Annotated in this window: 21 protein-coding genes and 1 riboswitch; of the genes, 13 read left to right on the forward strand and 8 right to left on the reverse strand. The window is 40.7% G+C overall.

The annotated features are described in order from the left end of the window. Positions 1-59 precede the first annotated feature (59 nt). The gene (locus L1D46_RS12650) at positions 60-1,001 is read left to right on the forward strand and encodes a sodium-dependent bicarbonate transport family permease (RefSeq protein WP_167657827.1); all 942 of its coding nucleotides are present in this window, start codon (positions 60-62) and stop codon (positions 999-1,001) included. 83 nt (positions 1,002-1,084) lie between these two features. Continuing rightward, the gene (locus L1D46_RS12655; RefSeq protein ID WP_239977618.1) at positions 1,085-1,504 is read left to right on the forward strand and encodes a hypothetical protein; all 420 of its coding nucleotides are present in this window, start codon (positions 1,085-1,087) and stop codon (positions 1,502-1,504) included. 13 nt (positions 1,505-1,517) lie between these two features. On the opposite strand, the gene L1D46_RS12660 is transcribed toward L1D46_RS12655, so the two are convergent. The 3 genes from L1D46_RS12660 to L1D46_RS12670 form a co-directional block, all read right to left on the reverse strand. Continuing rightward, positions 1,518-1,898, reverse strand: a complete 381-nt coding sequence (locus L1D46_RS12660) for a hypothetical protein (RefSeq protein WP_130051313.1) — start codon at positions 1,896-1,898, stop codon at positions 1,518-1,520. Further along, positions 1,891-2,475 carry a hypothetical protein gene (locus L1D46_RS12665; protein WP_239977619.1) on the reverse strand — a complete coding sequence of 195 codons (585 nt, stop codon included), beginning with the start codon at positions 2,473-2,475 and terminating at the stop codon, positions 1,891-1,893. Before L1D46_RS12665 ends, L1D46_RS12660 begins: the two co-directional genes overlap by 8 nt. A gap of 81 nt (positions 2,476-2,556) precedes the next feature. Then, on the reverse strand, positions 2,557-2,733 hold the full coding sequence (locus tag L1D46_RS12670) for a hypothetical protein (RefSeq protein ID WP_239977620.1): 177 nt from the start codon (positions 2,731-2,733) through the stop codon (positions 2,557-2,559). Positions 2,734-2,997: 264 nt separating this feature from the next. Here L1D46_RS12670 and sbcB point away from each other — a divergent pair, with 264 nt between their 5' ends. Beyond that, positions 2,998-4,443, forward strand: coding sequence for an exodeoxyribonuclease I (gene sbcB, locus L1D46_RS12675; protein WP_239977621.1), 1,446 nt, complete (start codon positions 2,998-3,000; stop codon positions 4,441-4,443). Between the two features lie 38 nt (positions 4,444-4,481). Here sbcB and L1D46_RS12680 read toward each other — a convergent pair whose 3' ends face one another. Next, complete coding sequence (locus L1D46_RS12680) at positions 4,482-5,363, reverse strand: NAD(P)-dependent oxidoreductase (protein ID WP_130051310.1); 882 nt, start codon at positions 5,361-5,363, stop codon at positions 4,482-4,484. A 114-nt stretch (positions 5,364-5,477) separates the two neighbouring features. Between L1D46_RS12680 and L1D46_RS12685 the strand changes: the two genes are divergently transcribed. Further along, the gene (locus L1D46_RS12685) at positions 5,478-5,993 is read left to right on the forward strand and encodes a redoxin domain-containing protein (RefSeq protein ID WP_130051309.1); all 516 of its coding nucleotides are present in this window, start codon (positions 5,478-5,480) and stop codon (positions 5,991-5,993) included. Then, on the forward strand, positions 5,959-6,942 hold the full coding sequence (locus L1D46_RS12690) for a 2-hydroxyacid dehydrogenase (RefSeq protein WP_239977625.1): 984 nt from the start codon (positions 5,959-5,961) through the stop codon (positions 6,940-6,942). Before L1D46_RS12685 ends, L1D46_RS12690 begins: the two co-directional genes overlap by 35 nt. A gap of 106 nt (positions 6,943-7,048) precedes the next feature. Here L1D46_RS12690 and L1D46_RS12695 read toward each other — a convergent pair whose 3' ends face one another. After that, positions 7,049-8,374: a sodium-dependent transporter gene (locus L1D46_RS12695; protein ID WP_167657814.1), complete on the reverse strand. Its 1,326-nt coding sequence runs from the start codon at positions 8,372-8,374 to the stop codon at positions 7,049-7,051. Positions 8,375-8,521: 147 nt separating this feature from the next. On the opposite strand from L1D46_RS12695, the gene L1D46_RS12700 reads away from it, so the two are divergent. Continuing rightward, positions 8,522-9,259 (forward strand): 4'-phosphopantetheinyl transferase superfamily protein, encoded by a 738-nt coding sequence (locus L1D46_RS12700; RefSeq protein ID WP_239977622.1) that lies wholly within the window; start codon positions 8,522-8,524, stop codon positions 9,257-9,259. Here the strand turns inward: L1D46_RS12700 and lysC are convergent. Beyond that, complete coding sequence (gene lysC / locus L1D46_RS12705; protein WP_178927106.1) at positions 9,236-10,615, reverse strand: lysine-sensitive aspartokinase 3; 1,380 nt, start codon at positions 10,613-10,615, stop codon at positions 9,236-9,238. The genes L1D46_RS12700 and lysC overlap by 24 nt on opposite strands. Before the next feature lie 81 nt (positions 10,616-10,696). After that, a riboswitch (Lysine riboswitch) is annotated at positions 10,697-10,869 on the reverse strand. A gap of 87 nt (positions 10,870-10,956) precedes the next feature. Further along, positions 10,957-12,207, reverse strand: coding sequence for a sodium:proton antiporter NhaD (gene nhaD, locus L1D46_RS12710; protein WP_130051305.1), 1,251 nt, complete (start codon positions 12,205-12,207; stop codon positions 10,957-10,959). 148 nt (positions 12,208-12,355) lie between these two features. Here nhaD and L1D46_RS12715 point away from each other — a divergent pair, with 148 nt between their 5' ends. The 5 genes from L1D46_RS12715 to L1D46_RS12735 all read left to right on the forward strand — a co-directional run bounded on the left by L1D46_RS12715 (position 12,356) and on the right by L1D46_RS12735 (position 19,643). Beyond that, positions 12,356-13,630, forward strand: a complete 1,275-nt coding sequence (locus tag L1D46_RS12715) for a hypothetical protein (protein WP_239977623.1) — start codon at positions 12,356-12,358, stop codon at positions 13,628-13,630. Between the two features lie 2 nt (positions 13,631-13,632). Beyond that, on the forward strand, positions 13,633-14,178 hold the full coding sequence (locus L1D46_RS12720) for a hypothetical protein (protein ID WP_062564547.1): 546 nt from the start codon (positions 13,633-13,635) through the stop codon (positions 14,176-14,178). Continuing rightward, on the forward strand, positions 14,178-16,964 hold the full coding sequence (locus L1D46_RS12725) for an ATPase (protein ID WP_130051303.1): 2,787 nt from the start codon (positions 14,178-14,180) through the stop codon (positions 16,962-16,964). Before L1D46_RS12720 ends, L1D46_RS12725 begins: the two co-directional genes overlap by 1 nt. A gap of 122 nt (positions 16,965-17,086) precedes the next feature. After that, positions 17,087-17,641, forward strand: coding sequence for a DUF4136 domain-containing protein (locus L1D46_RS12730; RefSeq protein WP_130051302.1), 555 nt, complete (start codon positions 17,087-17,089; stop codon positions 17,639-17,641). A 163-nt stretch (positions 17,642-17,804) separates the two neighbouring features. Beyond that, the gene (locus tag L1D46_RS12735; RefSeq protein ID WP_239977624.1) at positions 17,805-19,643 is read left to right on the forward strand and encodes a TonB-dependent receptor; all 1,839 of its coding nucleotides are present in this window, start codon (positions 17,805-17,807) and stop codon (positions 19,641-19,643) included. 173 nt (positions 19,644-19,816) lie between these two features. Here L1D46_RS12735 and L1D46_RS12740 read toward each other — a convergent pair whose 3' ends face one another. Continuing rightward, positions 19,817-20,065: a YkgJ family cysteine cluster protein gene (locus L1D46_RS12740; protein ID WP_130052277.1), complete on the reverse strand. Its 249-nt coding sequence runs from the start codon at positions 20,063-20,065 to the stop codon at positions 19,817-19,819. Positions 20,066-20,223: 158 nt separating this feature from the next. Here L1D46_RS12740 and L1D46_RS12745 point away from each other — a divergent pair, with 158 nt between their 5' ends. Together L1D46_RS12745 and L1D46_RS12750 are read left to right on the forward strand one after the other, a co-directional pair. Beyond that, a complete protein-coding gene (locus tag L1D46_RS12745; protein WP_130051300.1) occupies positions 20,224-21,396 on the forward strand; it encodes an efflux RND transporter periplasmic adaptor subunit in 1,173 nt (390 codons plus the stop codon). A gap of 3 nt (positions 21,397-21,399) precedes the next feature. After that, positions 21,400-24,552, forward strand: coding sequence for an efflux RND transporter permease subunit (locus L1D46_RS12750; RefSeq protein ID WP_130051299.1), 3,153 nt, complete (start codon positions 21,400-21,402; stop codon positions 24,550-24,552). The last annotated feature ends 58 nt before the right edge of the window (positions 24,553-24,610 follow it).

Genomic DNA, 24,610 nt, shown 5'->3' on the forward strand with positions numbered 1-24,610 from the left:
TATTTACTATGTGAATTTTTAATTAGAATAGCGTCGCTTTTAACCTAGAGGAGAACAAAGTGCCTGATATTGTTGTAATGTTTTTTGTTTTAGGACTCACAGCTGGATTACTTCGCTCTGACCTAAAGATCCCGCAAGCGACCTATGAAACCCTTAGCCTATTGTTAATGCTCACCATTGGTTTAAAAGGTGGTATGGTGCTGCATGGCAATTTGCATTGGCAACTTTTACCTGAAATGGGTGCCGTTTTACTACTTGGCGGTTTGATCCCACTAATGCTTTACCCTGTTTTAAACAAACTGCTTAATTTATCTGTTGCTAATAGTGCAAGTATCGCAGCACATTATGGTTCAGTAAGTGCAGGTACATTTGCGGTCGCTTTAGCTTATGCCGAATCTAACTCGTTAAATGTTGGTGCGGAAGTCACTCTTTATTTAGTAATGCTTGAATTACCAGCGATCATCGTTGGCTTATTACTATACCGTCGCCTTGGGAATGGCTCTGGGCAAAACCTCTCGCTCAAAGCGCTTTGGCATGAAACACTGACGAACAAAAGCGTGATACTCCTTGTTGGTGGTGTGATTATCGGCATGATGTACGGTACACAGCAAGGTAGCCAAGTAACAAGCCTTTTAACAAACAGTTTTAAAGTTGTTCTGGCATTATTCCTACTGGAAATGGGTTTAATGGCTGCGCAAACACTGCGCCCTATTCCATGGCATCACTGGCGTTTAGCATTATTCGCACTTATAACACCTAACCTATTAGGAGCCATTGGCGTCTGTGTTGGTACAGCTCTACAACTGGAATTAGGCTCTGTAGTGATATTGGCAAGCCTTGTTGCAAGCGCTTCTTATATTGCAGCTCCTGCGGCTATTAAAGCAGCTATTCCAGATGCAGACATAGGTTTAGCCATGTTATGTTCCTTAGGGATCACCTTTCCTTTCAATGTATTACTTGGAATTGGTTTGTATCATCAAATAGCATTATTCATGAGTTAAAAATTTAACTCACAATCACTTTATGCATGAGATTTTTTTAAAAGTCGTTTAATATAAATAAAAAAGCAGTGCAAGGACATGCTATGTTCAATCAAACGCTCAGCGCCGAGCAACAGCATGTAAGTGATATTTTTATGCGCTTATGTAAGCTTTGTGAGGTGCAAAACAATGCTGAGTTAGAGCAACATTTATCGTTAACGCCTGGTTTTTGTGTGCAAAGTATCGAACTTGCTTCAGTGCCTTATCAATTGATTGATAAAGTGGCTAAAGCTACGCAAGTTAGCTTTGATTCATTACTTAATGGTTACGAACATAAAACGCTCGCGCTCGATGGACCACTATTAGAAGCAGTTAGTAGCGGTATTATCAAGAGCATAAAAAAGCTATCTATAGCGGGGTTAATTAAGGGTGATAATCAAACTCAAGAAGCACTTAGTCAACTTGCAGAAATTCAGCTTGAACAAATAGAAAAAGAGCTAAAAATACAAAGCCAGGTTAAATAACCTGGCTTTTTAATTAATTCTTACCTTTGTACATTTTGTCGTAAATGTCGGAAATGTTGTTTTTTTCATCATAGTATCGCTGTAACTCTCCAAGCGATAACTCCTTTAGGCTTTCACTATCAAAACCCATTGGCTCTACCAATTTAAAATGAGCTGCTGTTGGTGAATTTTCAATTAAAGCTGCAACCTCATTTTTTAATTCTTCAGCTTTATTAAATAGTTTAATTGCTTTGCTGATATCTGTTTCGTGCTCGGCTTGCAACGTGCACCAAACCACCTCAACAGACTTTGACCTGATTTGATCTTCAAAGATATTCTTGCGCGCAATCAACCATGTACTTGCAATCAGCAAGATGGCTAAAACAGCAATGGCTATATAAATTAGTTCAAGCATTACGATCCCTCGGTAAACTAAATGTTACTATACACCCAAACTTGGTCCGTAATACATCAGGAAAAAGCATTATAAATGATAGTACAAGGCTGATATACAACACAATAAAGCTGTAAACATAATGTATCTGGGAAAATTCTTGCTGCAAATCCAGAACAACAAATTTCACCCAAATTAAAGAGTGGAATGCACTCAAGATCATGAACAGCTTAACAACAGCGAAAAAAAGTTTGGAAAAAACAAAACTAAAAACTAGGTGGGCCTTGTACATCAAAAAGAGAGTAACGAGGTTTATAATGGTAACAACAAGATAAATATTTTGTGCACTTGCTGCCGAACTATGATTGCTGACGTATGCTAATACATACTCCATTAGCAAAGCCGTAATCAAATAATTTGCACAAACAAAAGAAATGGTTACGAAATTACTAAAAAGCTCTTTATTAGCTAAGGCTTTTCTCAGTGAGTTTATCAGAGCAATAATAAAAGCTGTTGCAATTACAGCTTGAGAGGAAAAAGCTGTTGTGTATGGTTGAATTACCATCCACTTTTCATACAGGTTTTCAAAAAATTCCACTTGGTCTAACCGTTTTTTAGATTCTATGCTAAACCCTAAAAGGAAAAAAAACCAGCTTAAAGCTGGCTTCTTTAGATTAAATTATTTTTCTTTTTTCTTTGGATTCAAGATGATGATACCACCAGTATTATTTATAGTTTTCTTTTTTGGGTTTAGGATAATGATGCCACCAGTATTTTTAATTTGCTCAACTGAGTTGGTTGAAGCTGGTGCTGCGTCGTATGCTAAAGTAGATAGTAATAAAGCTGATAAAGTCATTTTTTTGTTCCTTCATTGTTAAAGATAGTTTTCGTTAGCAAATACCGAGCCACTAAAATACAAATAAGGTAAAAACTAACGACTAGGCTCTATATAAGCATAAAATTAGGCTTTTAGGCCATTTTTTATACTAACCATGTATTTAAAACATACACTGAACAGCCTCGACACCTTTAGCCCTATAATCTAACAAGCCTCTATGCCATAATTCTGTTAATTCAAAAAATAAGTCAAAGCGGCCCGACGCTTAGCAAGGTTTAATGCATGGCATATCCAGAACAACAGCAACCAACAATTTACTGGCACGACTACGAAACATTTGGCGCAAGCCCGCAAAAAGACCGCCCGAGTCAATTTGCAGGTATTCGTACCGATCTCGATTTAAATATTATTGGTGAGCCGTTAATTGAGTATTGCAAGCCAGCGGCTGATTACTTGCCCCATCCTGAAGCGTGTTTAATAACGGGCATCACACCGCAAGTTGCGATGCAAAAAGGCTTGATTGAAGCTGAGTTTATGGCAAAGATCCATGCTGAGTTTAGTCAACCGAACACCTGTGTAGCGGGTTATAACAGCATTCGCTTTGATGATGAAGTCACGCGTTACAGCTTATACCGTAACTTTTATGACCCTTACGAGCGCGAATACAAAAACAATAATAGCCGCTGGGATATCATTGATCTGGTACGAGCATGTTACGCGTTACGCCCAGAAGGCATTGAATGGCCGCTTAAAGAAGATGGATCACCGAGCTTTAAACTTGAACACCTTACTGTTGCCAATGGTATTGAACACGCTGCGGCTCACGATGCATTAAGCGATGTAACAGCAACCATAGCGTTGGCAAAATTAATAAAAGAAAAACAACCTAAGTTGTATCAGTTTTTCTTTAGCTTACGCTCTAAAAAAGCACTGGCTGATTTAGTTGATGTATTTAACATGACACCATTGGTGCACACCTCATCACGAATTCCGGCAAGTCAAGGCTGCACAAGCTGGATTGCCCCAATGAGCTTTCACCCTGTCAATAAAAACGCCATTATTTGCTTTAATTTGACTGAAGATCCGCAAGTCTTATTAGATTTATCTGTTGAAGAGCTGCGCACGCGTCTTTACACAAAACACAGTGACCTTGGTGAAGGTGAAGCACCTGTAGGCTTAAAGCTCGTGCATTTGAATAAATGCCCTATTCTCGCACCAGCAAAAACCTTATTACCAGAAAATGCAGCTCGATTAGGTATTGACCGCGAAAAGTGCTTACAAAATCTAGCCATTTTAAAAGCCAACACTGAGCTTCGCGACAAAGTAACCGAAGTGTTTAATGAACAACGTGATTATGGCGAAACAACAAACCCTGACTATCAACTTTATGATGGCTTTACCAGCCACGCTGATAAAGCTAAATTTGCCATTATTCGAGATGCAAGCCCTGAGCAATTAGCCTCAATGCAGCTTAATTTTGATGATAAAAAGTTTGCCACCTTACTATTTAGATACCGAGCTCGAAACTGGCCTCAAACACTCAGCCAAGATGAACTGGCAAAGTGGCGCCAATATTGTCAAAACAAACTAATGCATGGCGAAGATAACCCATCAATTAGTGGGCAAGATTTCATGATCACCCTTGAAAATCTGGCTCATGAAAATGATGATAACGAGAAAAATCTGCATATTTTAAAAGCCTTATACAATTACGCACAAAGCATGTAATTGAAAACGCGACAATCATTGTCGCGTTTTTATAGGTATTACTTCTTATGTAACGCTTCGATGCGCGCTAATAAACTTGAGGTGTCGTATCGGCCACCACCTAAAGCTTGTACATCAGCGTAATATTGATCAACTGTTGCCGTCATCGGCAAAGTTGCGCCGTTTGCCTTTGCCTCATCTAGAGCAATGCCTAAATCTTTACGCATCCAATCAACAGCAAAACCAAATTCGTATTCGCCAGCCCACATGGTTTTGTAGCGGTTTTCCATCTGCCATGAGCCTGCTGCACCTTTAGAGATGGTTTCAATGACCTTTTCTCCATCAAGGCCGGCTTGTTTTGCAAAGTGTAATCCCTCGGCTAAGCCCTGCACCACACCGGCAATACAAATCTGATTAACCATTTTACAAAGTTGGCCAGAGCCTACTTCGCCTAATAATTGGCTAAAGCGACTAAAAGCAGCCATCACAGGCTGAACAACATTAAAATCAGCTTCATCGCCACCAACCATCACGGTTAACACGCCATTTTCTGCACCTGCTTGACCACCAGAGACTGGCGCATCTAAAAATGCAATACCCTGCTGTTTAGCTTGAGCTCCTACTTCACGTGCAACTTCAGCCGACGTTGTAGTGTGGTCTACTAAATAGCTCCCCTCATGCATACTTACAAGAACACCATTTTCACCATAAACAACTGAACGTAAATCGTCATCATTGCCTACACACATGAAAACGATATCAGCACCTTTAGCTGCTTCACTTGGCGTTTCACAATAACTACCTTGATATTCTGAAACCCACTTTTGCGCTTTAGCTGTTGTGCGGTTGTAAACTGTCACGTTGTGACCTGCGTTAGCAAGGTGACCCGCCATTGGGTAACCCATTACACCTAATCCGATGAAGGCGACTTTCATTGACATAAAACTGACCTATTTGAGTGATAAATTAGTAACAATTTCATTATCTCAACCGATTAACTAAAAAGCGAATGAAAAAAAGTTCATTTAAACCAGTCAAAAACACACAGGTAACACATGGATAGTATATATCGTTTCAACGCCCAGCTTGCATCTGGTGAAAATTTTAGCCTTGAATCGCTACAAGGAAAAACAGCGCTTATCGTCAATATTGCCAGTAAATGTAATTTTTCAGTGCAAATGGCAAGCCTTGAAAAGCTCTATCAAGACTATAAACAGCAAGGATTTACTGTGCTTGGGTTTGCATGTAATCAATTTGGCCACAATGAGCCCCTTGATGGCAATGAGCTACAAGCTTTTTATCAGCAGCACTTTGATGTCAGTTTTCCTATTTTTAACAAAGTATTAGTTAACGGCCCTGATGCCCACCCTTTATTTAATCATTTAAAGTGTCATACCCGTGGAATTGCACAAAACCGCGCAATTAAATGGAATTTCACCAAATTTCTTATAAACTCAGAGGGTCAACTCGTTGCGCGATATGCCCCGCGTACCAAACCCGAAACCCTCAAAATGGTGATAGAGAGTAATTTAAATGATGAAACTGGCCTTATTCAGTGCGCAAAAATATGAGCAACCGTTTTTTGAAAGGAATCTAACTGAATACGCTGACTCTGTTTCGCTCAGTTATTTTGAGCAGTCTTTAAACATCAATACAACTCCTCTTTGTAAAGGCTTCGATGCGGTGTGCGTGTTTGTAAACGATACTGTCGACAAGCACGTCATTGCAGATATGGCAGCTGTAGGCATAAAAGCAATCTTATTACGCTGTGCAGGTTTTAATAATGTAGACCTTGATGCAGCCAAAGAGCATAACATCAAGGTTTGCCGCGTCCCGGCTTATAGCCCCGAAGCTGTCGCAGAGCATTGTATTGCTCTAATGCTAACGCTCAACCGTAAAACCCACAAAGCCTTTAACCGTGTACGTGAAGGTAACTTTGATTTAAACGGCTTACTTGGCTTTAATCTGTTTAAAAAAACCATTGGGATAATAGGCTGTGGCAAAATCGGTTTAGCTTTAGTGAATATTTTAAATGGCTTTGGGGCTAAAGTACTCGTCTGTGACCCAATGGCAAGTGAAGGCCCTTATACTTTATGTGATTTAGACACATTGCTCACACAAAGTGATGTCATCTCTTTACATTGCCCACTCAACGAGCACACCCATCATTTAATTGATAGCAGTGCATTTAAAAAAATGAAAGACGGTGTTATGTTAATTAACACCTCTCGTGGTGCACTTCTCGATAGCCAAGCATGTATTCAAGCGCTTAAGTCTAAAAAGCTCGGACACTTAGGACTTGATGTGTATGAGCAAGAGTCAGAGTTATTCTTTAAAGATCATCGCGAAGAAATCATGCAAGACGATATTTTTTCACGCCTTATTAGCTTTCCGAATGTGTTAGTGACAGGCCACCAAGGCTTCTTCACCCAAGAAGCGCTTAGCGAAATAGCCTGCACCACACTACAAAGTGCTAATGAAATAAGCCAAGGCTTACCATTAACTAACGAAGTTAGTTAATGAGTGCGTACCTTAGACTAAAAAAGGCGTGAGGTTTAAACCCCACGCCTTTTTACTTTTGTCTTTTACCTCGAAACTAAAAACTTGTAACTCGCAGCTCAAGACTCTATTTCAACAACGCCACGTTCACAAATACTGCTGTCATTAATAACGGGCACACAAAGCGAATATACTGAGCAAACCAATAATGAGGGCCGCTCGAGACTTGATGCAATTTATTACCACGTTGCCATAACCAGCCTACAGTAATGAAATAGAACAGTCCCATTAAAGGAAGTTGGTACTGCGTAAGCACCATAATCACCAAACCAAATAACCAGTCAAAATTTAAGATAATAACTGACGAAGCGATAAAGACGATTAACGTTACAAATAAAGTCGCTTTTTTGCGCTCTATACTGTGGTTCTCAACTAAAAATGCCACTGGAATTTCAGTTGATGAAATTGTTGATGTAACAGAAGCTATTGACATTAACACGAAGAACAATAAACCAACGAGTAAGCCCATTTGCCCCATAGTACTAAACAGCTCAGGTAAAATTGCAAAAATTAACTGCCCTTCACCTACTAATTTACCGTTGCTAAACACTTCTACACCGTTATGCTGAGCAACAAAAATAGCTGGTATAATCAATAAACCCGCTAAAAAGGCAACCCCCGTATCTAGCAACGCCACTGTTCCGGTTAGTTTAGGAAGGTTCGCATCAGGCTTTAAATATGAGCCATAAACCATCATACAGCCTACACCTAACGACAATGAAAAGAACGCTTGCCCCATTGCCGCAATAATTAAGTTTGCATCAAGAATTTGACTAAAATCTGGCACTAAGTAGGCTGCAAAGCCATCCATCGCACCATCTAGGGTCGCGATATAAGCAATTAACGCCACTAATAACACTAGCAATAATGGCATTAAACGGCGTGACCAAGTCTCGATTCCTGATTTAACCCCTTTTAAGATAATACTCGCAGTTAGAATAAGCATCAGCGGCGTAAACACAAAGTTGCGTGCCATTGAATCACTATGCAAAAAGTTACTTAACTCAGTAAAACCCAAGAAGCTAGCGATTGGCTCAAGTGCATACGCTAACATCCAACCTGCGACTATCGAATAAAAGCTTAACATCACAATTGCACCAAACAGACCTATGTAGCCTGCTGCAGCGCCCACTTTAGGAGCCGTATCTTGCCATGCATTGGATAATGCTTTTACCGGATTAGCTTGCGCTTGGTGGCCTAAATACAGCTCAGTATAAAGGGCTGGAAGCGCTAATAAGAAGATAACAATGAAGTAAACAAGTAAAAATGCACCGCCGCCATGGTTTGCCGCTTGTGTTGGAAAGCCCCAAATATTACCTAAACCTACCGCCGCACCTGAAGCGGCTAATACGAAACCTAGTCGGCTGTGAAAGCCGTCACGAACTTGTGCCATACATCTATAAATCTGTTATTATTTTTCCTCATTAAACCATAATTACAGCCAACTGCGTAAACTATTTGAGTTGTTCGTGCTCTTACAAGTTCATTTGCTGTAAAAATAAACAAAACTAAATACGAACCCCCGTATAAGCGTTAAATCATGAGCAGCCACTATTTTTCAAACACCTTAGTTATTAATCTGCAGCCGAACAACACGGCACAGCAAATTATGCTAATGGAAGCATCAAACATCGATATTTCAAGCTTAGCTATTGAAAAATTGCTCAGTGAGTTTGAATTATGTGTACTTGAAAAACGCAAAGTGCCCGCAGCTAAACAAGAGTATTTAGCGACTCGCTTAACGTTAAAGTATTTATACAAACATACTTACCCTCATGATGATTTAGCGCTCAATGAAATATCAAGCCAATTTGATGACAAAGACAGTAAGCTGAAACTACATACACCCGTTAGAGAGTCTGTTTGGGCTTGCTTATCTCATTCAAATGGTTTGATAGGTGCTGCCCTCAACCCAGCTCAGCAGCTGCTTGGTTTTGATATTGAACAAAGCAACAAACCTCGCCCTTTTATCAAGCTTGCAAAGCATTTTTATCATCAAGATGAAGTTGACTTAATCAGCAGTTTTGATGCACCCGATGAACAGGCACAGTGTTTTTTTAGAATTTGGACATTAAAAGAAGCCCTTGCTAAGGCAAGTGCTCAGCCGATTGCGAAACTGCTCGCTCCCAATGTATTTGAAGAAATACGTAAACATAATTTCTGCGCTAGAAGTAATTGTATTGAAGGCTTTGACATAAGTGTTGTGGCACAAAAAAGCACTGACTGGCAGTGCTCTTTTATTAGCTTTAGCGACTTACGCCGCGACTTGGCTTTCTAATAATCGGCTGTGAATTGCCTGCACAACGTCATCTGACTCGCTTTGCTCCACCAAAAAGCACAGGTTATGTTTACTTGCACCGTGGCAAATTAAACGAATATTAAAGTCGCTTAATACCTGCATTAAATTCATTTCTTGCTGACGTAATTGAATTTCAGAACCAATTAAAGCCACCAGCGTTAAGTTATTCTCGACCGACACATGACAAAACTCAGAAAGCTTATCTAAACAAGCTTGATCCAGCTCAGGGCGTGATGCATTTGGCGCGTTATCTAAAGTGATTGCAACACTGATCTCGGAGGTAGTAACCAAATCAACCGAAATATTAAACTCACTTAAAATGGTGAAAACACGCGCTAAGAAACCACTAGCAAGGAGCATTTCTGGGCTTTTGACTGTTAATAGAATTTGGTTTTTACGCTGTGTTACTGCACGAATACCTGGTTGCTGAGACTTTTCTTTTTCAATCCATGTACCACCTAATTGTGGCTCACGGCTTGAACCAACAAACACACTAATATGACTACGGCTCGCAGGTAAAATGGTTGCAGGATGCAGTACTTTTGCACCAAACGTTGCCATCTCTGCCGCTTCATCAAAACTCAAGCGTGCAATTGGGCTTGCTTTAGCGCATAAACGCGGATCAGTACTGAAAATACCCACAACATCAGTCCAAATATGCACGCTTTTTGCGTTAATTGCTTCTGCAAGTAATGCCGCGCTGTAATCTGAACCTCCACGCCCTAAAGTGGTTGTTTGATTATGTTCATTGCTACCAATAAAACCCTGAGTTACTACAACGTGGTCATCAAGTAGCGGCACTAGATGCTCTTTAGCAGCCGCAGCGGTTGCTGCAACATTCGGTGTTGCTTTAGCAAATTGGCTATCTGTTTTTAGCACCTTGCGTACATCAAAACGCACCGCATCAAGACCTTGCCCACGCAATACTTGTGTAAATAAATACGATGATAAACGCTCACCAAAGCTAAGTAGCTCATCTTGCTCCGCTACTGACTTAACCCCTTCTGATGCCAGTTTTTGAAAGGCTTTGAGGGTTTCATTAAAGCCATGAGCTAAGTCAGCATCAAGCGATAGCTCAGCTAAAATAGCTTCTTGAATGGCTACCACACCTGTGATGTGCTCGTCACGCTCAGCCGCGCTCAAATCAGCTTTACACAATGCAACTAAATGATTTGTCACGCCAGCACTGGCACTCACAGCAACAATACGAACTTGATTATCAGCACAAATGATTTCTGCGCAGCGGCTCATAGCATCAAAGTTAGCTACACTGGTGCCACCAAATTTTGCAACAACGTAATCTGATTTTGTGTTGGCGGCTAATTGGGTATTCATGTCGTCTCCTTTTGTGGAAAACTATCCACAGTAATTCAAGAAGAACTCGGCAAGGGGGTGCTTTGAAAATAAAGAGTAGTCCATGCCAGAAGCTCTCCACCTAGTTTGGTGACAGTTTTGAGGATTCAGCCCCATAAACCGAAAAGTAACCGTGACGTCCGGCTAATTTTCTCGGCGAGTACTTCCCTCATTAATGGTCATCGGCGTTCGTCACCTCACATTAACTACCTAAGTATCGCACCTCTTCTGAATGTTAAGTTAACACCTGGTTAAAATAACAAAGCCTGCTAAAAAAGCAGGCTTTGAAAGTTAACGTTTAGACGTCTAGCTGTCAAGTTGTTTTATGAAATTAAACTGCCTGCTAAGTGCGACCCGTAATAGCCAACGGTATAAGCAATTAATAAATAAACTGACATTTTAAGATAGCTCATAAAGGTCAGTGCTTTTACTTTACTCATGGCGATAATACCTGCCGCAGAGCCGATAATAAGCATTGAACCACCTACCCCTGTTGCGTATGTAAACGACAACCACTGCTGTGGACTCATCACAATATCTGCTTTTAAAAGTGCTGCAGTTAAAGGTACGTTATCTACCGCTGCTGATAATAGCCCCATCATGTAGTTTGCATACTCAGGCGCCATCAACTCATATAGGTGAGTAAACTTAGCAAGCATACCTACTTCTTTTAATGCACCAACCAGCAATAACACACCTACGAAGAACAATAAGGTGTCGTACTCAATCTCACGAATATAATCGATAATTTTTTTGTTGACGTCTTTTTTGCGCATTAAGAATTGCGCAACCAAAAACATTAGTGATAAACCAAATAAAAAGGTTAAAAGCGGTGGCACATTATAAAGCACGCTCAAAGTTAACGTGGCAATAATCGTCGAGAAGAAGATAACCGCAATGGTAATATCTGTTTTTTCAATACGACGAGCTGTTTGCTTTTCAAATACTACATTACCCGACATACCTACCGATAACATTGCCGCAAGCAGTGCAACACTTGTCAGTGCAGGCGCAATTAATAATAGTAAATTAGCAATGGTGACCTTTTCGTCTAAGAAAATCATCAGAGTTGTAACATCACCCGTGATCAACGACACCCCACCCGAGTTAACACTAAATACAATCAAGGTTGCATATTTTATTAATTTTTTTGGATCTAATTTTAGTGACATCACCACCGCAAGTGAGATTAAAGTCGCAGTTATATTGTCTGATATCGATGAAAATAAGAACGAAAAGCCACCAATCAGAAACATCAACTTTCGTTCACTGATTTGATTTGGCATAATTTTATGAACAATATTCTGGATAAAGCCTTTAGAGTTTAAATACGCAACAAAGGTCATCGCTGCCATTAAAAACAGCCATAAAGTCGCGATCTCTAATATATTGTGATCCAGTTGATGTTGTATGGTTTCTGGGCTTTGCCCATGAATTGGAGAGATAAATAAGATAATCCAGCATAAAGTGCCAAAAAAAAGCGTCGTTTTGGCCTTGTTTACATGGATAATATCCTCTATAACGATAAGCAAAAATGCCACCGCTATCAGGGTTAGGATAAGTGGGGTTACCATGGTGTTTGAACAACCTTTATAATAATGTAAAAATTGTAAGTCGAGTGTTTCGGCGCGGATTCTAGCAGCATAGAAAGCATAAAACTATTATCAATTACATAATTTACTACTAATCGCTAACACCTAAGTCTGAATTTACTGGAGCCTTATGATCCCAGCTAAAAAGTTATTAAATACCCTTACTGAACATTGGGGGGTGTTAGAACTGCTATTTAAACGTTTTAAGATGGCTGATTTCAGTTTGAAAGACGTACAAAATGCGATAAAACAAAAACAACCTTCATGGTCAAATGAACGCATTTATAAGGAAACAAATCGTTTATTAAATCAAGATATTATCATTCCATTAGCGAAATCATCGCAATTAGAAATCAATCGAGCGATTGCTGATTTTGCGACTTTCTTGCTACAAGAAGAACACCTAGGTCTTGCCCAAGAAATTAGTGTACTAGTTGATGATTTAGCTCGCCTTGGTAGTCGCTTGGCTAAAGCAGGTGAAATTGAAGATTACGACGAGCTACGCCGCTTTAGCCGTATTATGGATGATCGGGTACGTAAAATAATGAAATTGTTTGCCCACAATGAAAACGCGATTTTAAATATTGTTGAGCAAGCTAAAGCAAACAACGCCGTGCAATCTTTGCAAAAGCGCTATCAAGCAGTGATCGAAGCGTTTGATGAATACATTGAACCTATGCTTGAAATGGTTGATATACGTGGTGACTTCCACGCTTGCTTTAACACCATCGAAACGCAAATAAGCGCACAAATCGAACAAATTGACCGCCTAGGTAAGTCATATCAAGACAAACGCATGCTTGAGCAATTGCGAACCCGTATTTTAGAAATGCATTTAGTTGGTCGTGAAAGCTTACGTAAAAGCGCCGATATGCTAATGCCGCTACGTGAAGAATTACGCCGTAACAACCTAATTACTCGCCAAGCAGCCAAAGTACTTGGTTTAGTGCGTAAAAATGGCGTTGATAACATGCTAAGTGCGGTACAACCTAACTTTGTCTCGGATGCACAACGCTTTTCACTTGGTCAACAACGTCATATCGTGGCCTATATGGCAGGCTTAGTCGACTTTGAGCACGATGAATATCAGCTACCAGAGCATGATGATGTGCCCGCCTATCAAAGCCCGCATATCCCTGATTACAACGACGTTAAAACACAATTTAGAAAACGCTTTAAAAAAGCCAGCAAAAAAGCTCAGCCGCTGCTTAGTTTCTTAGATGAAAGCTACCCAGATCTAGAAGCTGACGAAATGCTGTTCTTGTATCAAAAATTAATTAGCGATGGCGACCTTGAAATTAGCCAAAGCCAAGAGAAAGTAAAAATAAAAATTGCCCAGCAAAACTTCTCTCTTTACCCATTTAACTCATCGATTGCTGACGATAAAAAAGCAACAGAGCAATAACCATGACAGATATTAATTTAGATGATTTAACGCATCTGCAAGCTATTAATAAAAAGCTCACGTCAGGCTACCACATTAGTGAACAAGACACGCTGATGTGGCAAGAGCTTGACCAACACATTGATGCCTACCGTGCCCTTTTTAATGCACTCGGCCATGACCTACAGCATGATAGCCGTGGCTATTACTATTTTGGTAGTGACGAGAGCACCCCAAACATGGGTAAAATTTCACGTGCCATCGCGCTGACTATCTACATCTTGATTGAGCACTATGCCAATACAGGTAAAGATCCTATGCGTGCCTTATTTGACGAGGTAAACGACCTTGAACTGATGCAAACCTTAGTGCAAATCAACAAGCACTTGTTTGATCAATTAGAAATATTCTCTGGCTCAGATTTACGTAAAGATGTGTACCTACGTATGGTGCGTTTAGGCCTTGCTCGCGAAGTAGAAAATGGCTTTATGCTGCAAGCGCCAATTTATCGTTATATCGATGCATTAATGGAAGTAAACGAAGAAACCTATCTAGGAGATGACGAATAATGCAAAGCCAAAGCCTTTACGGACTCAGCAAACTTGCGCTTTTAAATACCGCAGGCTATGCAAAATGCGTGATCCCACTGGATAAAAGTAGCTCAATTTGTGCACCGAATAATACCGGTAAAAGCTCTGTTATTAATGCCCTGCAATTTCCGTTAATTAATGATTTACGCTTAACAGAATGGGATGGCCACGATTTAGACGAAACTCGTAAGTTCTACTTTTCGTCAGATCAATCCTATATTTTACTTGAAGCTGACCTACCTAATGGCCCTGTGGTTATTGGTGTTGCTGGCCTTGGTAAAATTGCTGGTTATGCGCATCAGTTTTTTTGCTATCAAGGTAAGTTAAACCTAGATCACTACACCCAAGGCAAGACAATTGTAAAATTCACCAAGCTTTTTAATCACTTAAAAGAGCAAGGTTTCAACCCAATTGAATTAAAAGCGCAAGAGCTGAACGCCCTACTTACTGGCGGCGCAACCCCGTTTGATGGCGATATCAATTTAAAGATGATCCCACTCAATAACGTGCAAGACTCTGCAATTTACAAAGAAATTTTCCGCCGTATTCTTAACTTGCACAAGTTAGGAGCCAGTGATGTTAAGCGCTTTATGTTACGTGTATTTGAGCGTCATATGTCAAATTCACGGGTCGATTTTTATGAAGTATGGCGACGTTCATTCGATAAGGTAAATCGCGCTAAACGTGAATTAAAAGCGCTTGAGTCAATGCAAGAGCCTATCGCAGCCCTTGAATCTATGCTTGAGAATCAAACAGTTTTAAAAGGCAAACTTGCCGCCTATGCGCCAAAAATTGACCAAGCACTGATTGACTTTGAAACCTATCAACAAGAGCAACTCACTGAGCTAAATATTGCCCTTGAAGATATCGAGCACGAAAAACATGAGTTCGACCAAAAGCAGCAGCTGTATATTCAGCAATCACGTGACATTGAGCGTAAGCAAACTCAAATTGAGCAGTGGTTTTTAGACTATCGAGCACTTAAATCTGAGTTTGAACTAGTTAACAAAGCCACCTTAAAAGTAAGCCTTACGCAGCTTAAACAAGATTATGAGTCGCTTTCGCATTCATTAAGCAGTGCCCAAGGTCAAAGCTTACACACGCTTGATTACCGTATTAGCGAAACACAAAAGCAAATTAAGAGCTTAAAACTACAGCTAAAGAACCTCGAGTTCAATTTATTCACCCGTATGCGTGAAGATTTATCTTTAAAAGAAGTTGAAGAAATTTCGCGTATTTTAAACCCAGATATCTTATCGTTTGCCACCACCAGCAATGGTGATGTTGATATCACAGACGAAGATGCCTTCGGTGAGTTTTTAGAGCAGTTATCGGCAAACGTAAAAGGCGGTGTACTGACTCTTCCTGGTGCGACGATTAAACTAAAAAAGCTAAGCCCTGTGCAAATGCAAACGGGCGAAAACAAAGAGCAATTAACTGCGCAACTCGCTGCACTTGAAAACTCCCTGAAAGAGTTTAAACAACAGCGCGAAGTAGCTGCTAATGTCGCTGAAAAGCAAAAAGAAAAAGATGCCTTGTATGATGAGCTAATGGCCTCTGAAGAAGCATTAAAACGCTTTGAACAATTTGAAGTGATGCAGCAATCTGTCGATGCTCAAACTCTGCTAAAAGAGCAATTAAATGCAGAACGCGAACAAGTTGACGACTACCTGCAAGACATTCAAAAGAACAGTGGCTCAATTAGCGATCGTCGCTCAATTATCAAGTCGAAAAAAGATTTGCTTGCGCGCCAAGCTGACCGCTTACGCCAAGTTAAATCTGAACGTATCGATCACACACTTGATTTTTACTCAGGAAAAGTCACACCATACATGATTGAAATCAGTATTGATTTTGATAATTTAAGCGATCTCATTCATCACTTTAACAAAGACTGCCAAGAGCTACGTAACTTTGATATCAACGTACGTAACACCTACATGCATATTTATAATGCGGGTATTACTAAATTTGATAACGAAAACGATGAGTTTACTAAATACGAAAAGCTTATCAGCGCGTTTCATAACATTGATAACGAGCGCGATGCTGTTGAGCGTCAAGGCCGAGTTGCATTAACCGAAGTGGCAGCTACCATTAAAGGCTTGCGTGAAGACTTAGACCGCTTGCGCCGTGAAATGAATAGCTTTAATAAAGGCATTAGTCAACATCGGATCTCTAACCTTCAAGCATTCAAAATTAATGTTATCCCGCGCAAGATGCTGGTTGATAGCATTGATACCATCATTAGTACCTCAAATCAGTTTGAGCAAGGCGATACCCTCGACTTATTAAGCCAAGAGCCTTATAGCGAGTCTGCGGTAAACGAAGCAAAAGATCATTTAATTAAGCTTGCTTCTGAAAAAGCAGGTTTAACACTGACAGACTTGTTCGATATTCGCTTTGAAGTGGTAAATCGTGCTGGTGACACTGAGCACTTCGAGAAAATCGACTCAGCCGGCTCTAACGGTACCCGGATTACCATTAAGTTACTTTGTGGCATGCTGTTTATTCGTTACTTATTAAGCGATCAAGAGCAAAACCTGTATCGTATTCCGATTTATATCGATGAAGCTGCCGATATCGACCCGCAAAACCAAAAAGCAATTATCGAAACAGCACTTAGCTTTGGCTTCGTGCCGATTTTTGCCTCAGTTAAACCACAAGTTAGCTGTGATTACATTGTCCCTATTCGTACTGTCAAAGATGGGGTGCAAAACTGGGTCGATGAAAAAGACTGGATAGAAGTTGAACACAGTGCTTAATTACAAACTATTACAGTACTTATTTGTAAATGTGCCATAGTATTTAAATAATCATTCAGTTGAGTATTATTTGTGTTATGTTATCAATCAAGTAGTGGGAAATTTGCCAAGGAGCAAACAATATGAAGAACTTATTAATCGCGACGGCTGTATTATTTTTAGCGGCTTGTGCTAAAACGCCTGATTGGGATTACGACAAATCTGCAGATTTTAGTAATTATAAAACCTTCTCTTGGGTACCTAATGCCAGCTTGACTAAAAACGTAGCGAACTACCAAATTAGTCCTTTAATGGAAAAACGTGTGCGTGAAGCAGTTAATGCCGAACTTGAAAAAAGCGGCATGAAGCTTGTTGATGTAGCGCAAGCAGATGTACTTATTAACTATCATGCATCAGTTGATACTAAAATTGATGTAGATACCTTCAACGTAGGTTACGGTGCACGCTGGAATTACTGGGGTATGGGTTATAACACGCAAACAACAACTCGCGAATACGAAGTCGGTACGTTAATTTTAGACGTAGTAGACCGTGCTTCTAACCAATTAGTTTGGCGTGGTGCTAAAGAAGGTCGTTTGCAAAAGAACCAATCACCTGAAAAGCGCACTGAAGTTATCAAAGAAACTGTTGCTAACATTCTCAGTAACTTTCCACCGCAATCAATTAATCAAAACTAAATGCCGTTTTAGTAAAAAGACCGCGCACTTGGCGCGGTTTTTTATTGCCTGCTGAAATCTGGTTGGAGTGGTATAACTCAGTGATTCAGATACAATACCCGCAATTTTCAGTGCGCCTAACTAGCCCACTACCCCAGATTAAACAAAATCAAGAGAGTTTTAGATGGTACGCGCAGTACAGCTTACACTTCCCGCTTTATTCGTCACTTGCTCAGTGCTAGCAGAAGACACCAACAATATTGAACAAATCACCGTTGAAGTTTCAGCAACCGCAAATAAAGAACCGGTTGGTACTTTTGATGCGCCGGTATCAAACTTAGAATATGACCCACGTGTCGATTTGCAATCACGCAATATGGCTGAAGCACAAGCTGATGTCACTATTCGTGGTGGTATCTTCGAAAATACTGGCTTTCGTGTCGGAAGCAGTACATTATTTGACCCTCAATCTGGTCACTACTTTGCTGAAATTCCTATTGCCCCACAGATGCTAACAGGCCCTTCAGTACTTACAGGGGCTGATAATGCCCTTTATGGTATGAATAGCTCGGTTGGCACGGTTTCATTTGGCTGGCGCCCTATCACAAGCACTGGCAGCGTTTCACTTGGCACAGGTACGAATGGCTTTAATTTACAAAGCATTCATGCCGCCCATAGCCAAAAGCTGGATAGCAAACCTGATTGGCGATTAGGTTTTGAGGGTGAATACTCGCACTCAAAAAGCGATGGCTCAATTGATAATGGCGACCACGACTTTGAACGTGCCTCAGCACGCGTTCAACTTGCAAGCGATACCTCGCAAACTGATTTAGTGTTCGGACGCCAAGAAAAATTTTTTGGTTGGCCAAATCTTTACACGCCATTTAACTTTAACGAAACCGAAGATCTTGAAACCAAGCTTTTCATGCTCAATCACAAGCAAATGTATGGTGATAGCAGTACCTTTGAAGTGACTGGTTATTATCGTAAACATAACGACCATTATGTATTGTCTCGTGAAAACCCAGCTATTTTTGAAGCGTTTCACGAAACCACCGTTAAGTCATTGGCACTCTCTGGACGTCACCGTTTAAATGACCACTATGCAATTAATTATGCTGGGCAATTTATTGCTGATGAGATTGAATCAACATCTCTTGAAAACAACTTTACGTCACGCAATTACACTAAGCTAAGTATCTTGCCTGAATACAAGACGGCCCTTACAGCTAACAAAGAGCTTACGGTTCGTGTTGGTGCTGCTTTTGATGATACTAACCGTGATAGTTCAGATACCTCCTTTATTGCAGATGCAAGCCTTAAAGTAGCTAATCAAAATGACAGTGAACATACTTGGTACGCATCATACGCCGAAGCAACACAAGTTCCCGGTTTCACCGCAATCGGCGGCAGTGAAACGGGCGGGTTATTCAGAAGTAATTACAGCCTTGAGCGCGAAACCACCGATAACCTTGAATTAGGTTTACTAATTGAACAATCTTCGTGGCGTTTAGATTCAGCTATTTTCTACCGCAAAGATAAAAACCTTACGGATTGGACATATCGCTTTGATGCAACTTCAGCACGTTTTGCAAACCCGGTTGATATAGACACCTTAGGCGTTGAGTTTTTAGCGAATAAATCGTTTGAAAGCGCTGAGTTGATTGCCAGCTACACCTATTTAGAAAAGTCAGAAGACTATGGCACGGCAGATATTGATGCGAGCTTTTATGCGCTTAACTACCCTGATCACCGTGTAACACTGGGTGCAGTATGGCAACCAATGGATGTGCTTGAGTTGCGTATCGATAACGAATGGCGTAAACAACATAGTAACCGCCTACGTAGCTCTGATGATGAAGCCTTCTTCACGCAGTTAACAGTAAAGTTCACGCCAGCCCAGCTTGATAATGTGTTTGTTACCTTTGCAGCTGACAATATTTGGGATGAATCATTCGAAGAAGTCCCGGGTACCCCTGGTCGCGGCGAGCAATATACTCTTAGCGCTACTTATACGTGGTAAGTAAAAACAACAATGCCAGTCAATTGACTGGCATTGTTGTGACACGTTTTCTTCTAAGATCTTTAGAACACCACAGTCAAATTTATTTAAAATGCCATAGCGAAAACTGTGACTTTAAAAAATAACCTAATTTATCCCAGTAACTGTTAAAAAATGTTAAGGGTTTAATTTTTTTAAGTCATCTGCTCAAGTTCGGTAATTAAATACAATGCTTGTTCATTTGTCGTGCCACACACATCAATAGTGGCAGAAAAATCACTACACACCTTGGGCCTTGATTCATCACCAAATAATTTACACAGGTTATTATTATCCAGTTGAATACAGCGCTCTCCCGCCGCTTTCCCGTTGGGCATTCCTGGGATCGGTGAGCTAATACTGGGTGCAATACAACAGGCGCCACAGCCTAATCTACATGCCATTTTATCTGTCATTGAGTACCTCTTATAGAACCTTTGTAGCGCCTTTGTAATATGTGTAATGGTTTGTTACATCTTCGAACGCCTTGTAAACACTTTATTGCGTATGCTTAGCCTATCAAATTTATTTTTAATTACCGTCAACCGTGAGGGACTATCCCGTGGCTAGTAAAAAACAAATCATTCTCCCTATCGCCGTATTAGTCGGCGGACTTGGAATGGCATTCGCATTTGCCTCTATGAAGCAAGCGCCGGTCGAAAAACCAGAACAAGATTTGCGACCGCTTGTATCAATTAAACCGTTAAGCTTTGACGCCATTACCCTTGATGTAAAATCATACGGTATCGTTAAACCTAAAAACCAAACTGAACTTGTTGCGCAAGTGAGTGGTCAGGTTGTCTCGCTGTCAGATCAATTTGTACAAGGCGGATTTGTTAAGCAAGGCGATATTCTAGCACGTATTGACCCAAATGATTACGAAGCTGCACTCATTGAAGCAGAAGCAGGTCTGGCGCAAGCAAGCTCTGCTCTTGAAATTGAACGCGCGCAAGTATCTGTTGCACAAGCTGAGTGGGACCGCATCAAAGGTGACTCAAACCAAGTTATTCCATCTGAGCTGTATTTACGTAAACCGCAACTCGCTGAAAAGCTTGCAAACTACCGTGCTGCTCAAGCCAGTGTAAAACGCGCAAAACGTAATCTTGAGCGCACATACATTAAAGCGCCATACGATGCCATTATCGACGAGCGCCTGATTAGTTTAGGTAGTGTGGTAAACCCGGGTAATAGCTTTGGTAGCCTAAGCTCAACATCACTGGCTGAAATTCGCTTACCTGTTGCAGATAAAGACCTACAATACCTAAATAACCAAGGAATTGGTGCAAGCGTATCAATTAATGCTGAATTTGCAGGTAAACAAACAACGTGGCAAGCGACTATTGTACGCAGCGAAGGGGTCGTTGACCAACGCAGCCGCATGAATTACCTAGTAGCACAAGTAGCAACGCCTTATGAGCAAAAGCAGCCATTACGTTTTGGCTCATACATTAATGCCACTATCGAAGGTCGAGCATTAGATAATGCGATTGTTGTTCCTCACCACTTAGTTAAAGACAACAAGGTAGCTGTTTTACAAGATGGCGAAACACTTACTTTTAAAACACTTAACATTGTGCGCGAACAAAATGGCATGGTGATCGCCGATAATGGCCTTGCTAACGGTGAGCAACTTATTACCTCAGCACTTGAATACCCAACTGAAGGCATGGCGGTCAAGCTAGATGACGCAAAACTAAGTGTGCCAACAACGCAGCTAGCGTTAAAAGAGGAATAAGCCATGACCACGCACAGAGAAAAAGGGCTTATTGCCTGGTTTGCACGCAACCCAGTTGCTGCAAACTTACTTATGATCTTTATTTTAGTGGGCGGCTTATTGACTGCAATGTCAGTGCGTAAGCAAATGTTCCCACAGTTTGAAAGTAACTGGATCAGTATTCAAGCTGTCTACCCAGGGGCTGCACCACAAGAGGTAGAAGAAGGCATAACCATAAAGGTCGAAGAGTCTTTAGAGGGCCTCGAAGGCATTAAACGTTTAATTACTTATTCGAACCGTGGTTTTTCACAAGCTTGGATAGAAATCGAAGAAAAGTACGACCCGCAAGAAGTACTCGATGAAATCAAGATGCAGGTTGATTCAATCAATACCTTCCCTGCTGAGATGGAACGCCCAATTGTTCGCCGTGAAAAGTTTGAGCAAGAAGTTATGATACTCGCGCTGTATGGCGATATGAGTAACTACCAGCTCAAAGAACTTGGTAACGACATAAAAGATGAACTACAAGCTTTACCACAAATTAACTTGGTCAACTTTTACAGTGGCTTAAACTACGAAATTGGCATTGAAATCAGCCCAGATAAACTACGTGAGTATGGTTTAACTTTCCGTGATATTGCCACAGCTGTGCGCAGCTTCTCTGCCAATATGTCAGCAGGTCAAATTCGCTCTGAAAATGGCTACATTTCAATGCGTGTTGAAAACCAAGCGTATCGTGGTAAAGAGTTCGAAAAGCTGCCTTTATTACACTTACCTGATGGCGCCCAAGTTTTCTTGGGTGATGTGGCAACAATTAACGATGGCTTTGAAGAAGGCCTGCAATATTCTAAGTACAATGGTAAAAATTCACTGACTTTTGAAGTAAATGCTTCGAAAGATCAAGACATCACTAAGGTTGCTGCAGTATTAAAAAAATACCTAGCAGATAAAGCGCCACAGTTACCAGCAGGTGTAAAGCTATCGCCAATTGTTGATTTAACTTATTACCTTGAAGGTCGTCTAAACATGATGATCGACAACATGATTTGGGGTGGTATTTTAGTTATGGTGGTACTTGCCCTATTCTTGCCACTGCGCTTAGCGTTTTGGGTCATGATGGGTTTACCTGTATCATTCCTAGGTGCATTTTTAATGATGCCACTTGGCTTTATAGACATCACTGTTAACTTAGCTTCTTTATTCGCATTTATACTGGTGCTAGGGATAGTCGTTGATGATGCAATCGTCGTCGGTGAGTCAGCCAGTGCTGAAATTGAAAAGCACGGTCACAGCCTAGATAATGTAGTGCGTGGTGTAAAACGCGTTGCAATTCCTGCAACCTTTGGTGTATTGACTACTATCGCCGCATTCTTACCGCAAACACTGGCATCAGGGCCTGGTTCTGCCTTTTCTAAAGCCATTGGTGGCGTAATTATCCTTTGCTTAATTTTCTCATTGATTGAATCAAAACTGATTCTACCGGCTCACTTAGCGGCCATGAAAAATAAACCTGCTAACCCTAAAAATCCATTACACCGCTTGCGTTTAGGTATGGATAATGGCCTGAAGAACTTTGTCGATAATTACTACACACCATTTATAGGTCGCTGTATTCATTACCGTTATACCGTGATTGTTGGCTTTATCTGTGTACTTATTGTCAGTGGCGGTATGTTCGCTGGTGGTTTAGTGAAATTTGTTGCGAATCCTAAAATTCCACATGATTTCCCACGTATCTCAGTTGAAATGAACTTATCTTCTTCTGAACAAGCGACCCTTGAAACAGCACAAACAATTGAAAAACTGATTTTAGATGTCGATAAGCAACTTGAAGAGCAATATGGTCAAGCGATGATCCGTGATTTATCTGTTAGCTTACGCGGTCGTACAAGTGCACGCATTATGGCGATTTTAGTCGAACCAGACTTACGCCCTATTGATACTTTCCAATTAAGTGCAATGTGGCGCGAACAAATGCCACCACTGCCAGGTGTGAAAACGCTTAATATTGAAGACAGTATCATGAACGGTGGTCGTGATGACGGTGATGTGAGCTTCCGCTTAGAAGGTAAAGATATCAATAAACTAAAAGAAGTTGCAGCTAAGTTAAAAGAAAAGCTAAATAGCATGCAAGGTGTAGGTGATGTAAATGACTCACTACAATCTGCAACTGACGAAGTTCAACTTGAACTTAAACCACTTGCTTACAGCTTAGGCTTAACCTTATCGGATGTGGCATCACAAGTTAGCTTTAGTTACTACGGTTTAGAAGCACAACGTATTTTACGTGACGGTGAAGAGATTAAAGTAATGATCCGCTACCCTCGTGAATCGCGAAATGCGGTAAGTGACATCACTGATGCGCGTATCATTACGCCAACAGGCGTTGAAGTGCCTCTTGCAGAAGTAGCGAAGGTCAACATCGTTGATGGTGTGAACCGTATTCGCCGTGAAAACGCAAAACGTACTGTCAACGTTTGGGCTGCGGTTAACACTGATCAAGCAGAACCATTTGCCATTGCAAAAGAAATTCGTGACGAGTACTTACCTAGCCTATTGAAAAGCTACCCAGGTGTAGAAAGTAATGTGGCTGGTCGTATTCAAGAAGAAATGGATAGTGTGGCAGAACAAGTACGTGATTTTGCTTTGTCTATGATGATTATATTTGCGTTACTTGCTATTCCACTGCGCTCATACTCGCAGCCATTCATTATTATGTCGGTTATTCCATTTGGTGTAATTGGCGCGATGTTCGGTCACATGATCTTAGGTATGACAATGAGTAGCTTATCGGTATTCGGTATCATCGCTGTTGCTGGTGTAGTAGTAAACGATTCGCTAGTAATGGTCGACTTTGTCAATAAGGCACGCGCTGAAGGTGTTGCAATCAAAGAGGCTGTTATGCAAGCCGGTGCTCGTCGTTTTAGAGCAATATTACTAACCTCAATTACGACCTTTATTGGTGTATTACCAATCATTATGGAAACAAGCTTACAAGCAAAAATAGTTATCCCAATGGCTGTATCTCTAGCATTCGGGGTGTTATTTGCGACTGTCATTACACTTATTTTAATCCCTTGTCAGTATGTTGCGTTAGAAGACTTTAAACGTTTAATTGGCAAGTTTAGAGGTAAAAAAGTAGAGCCAGAAGCAAAATTACAAACAACCAGTAATTAAACCCCTCTCAAAATCCCAACCGAACGCTTGGCAAACTCATTTGCCAAGCGTTTTTATT

Origin of the sequence: Pseudoalteromonas sp. Isolate3 (assembly GCF_022398505.1) — a bacterium.
In the GTDB taxonomy this organism is placed as follows: Bacteria; Pseudomonadota; Gammaproteobacteria; order Enterobacterales; family Alteromonadaceae; genus Pseudoalteromonas; species Pseudoalteromonas apostichopi.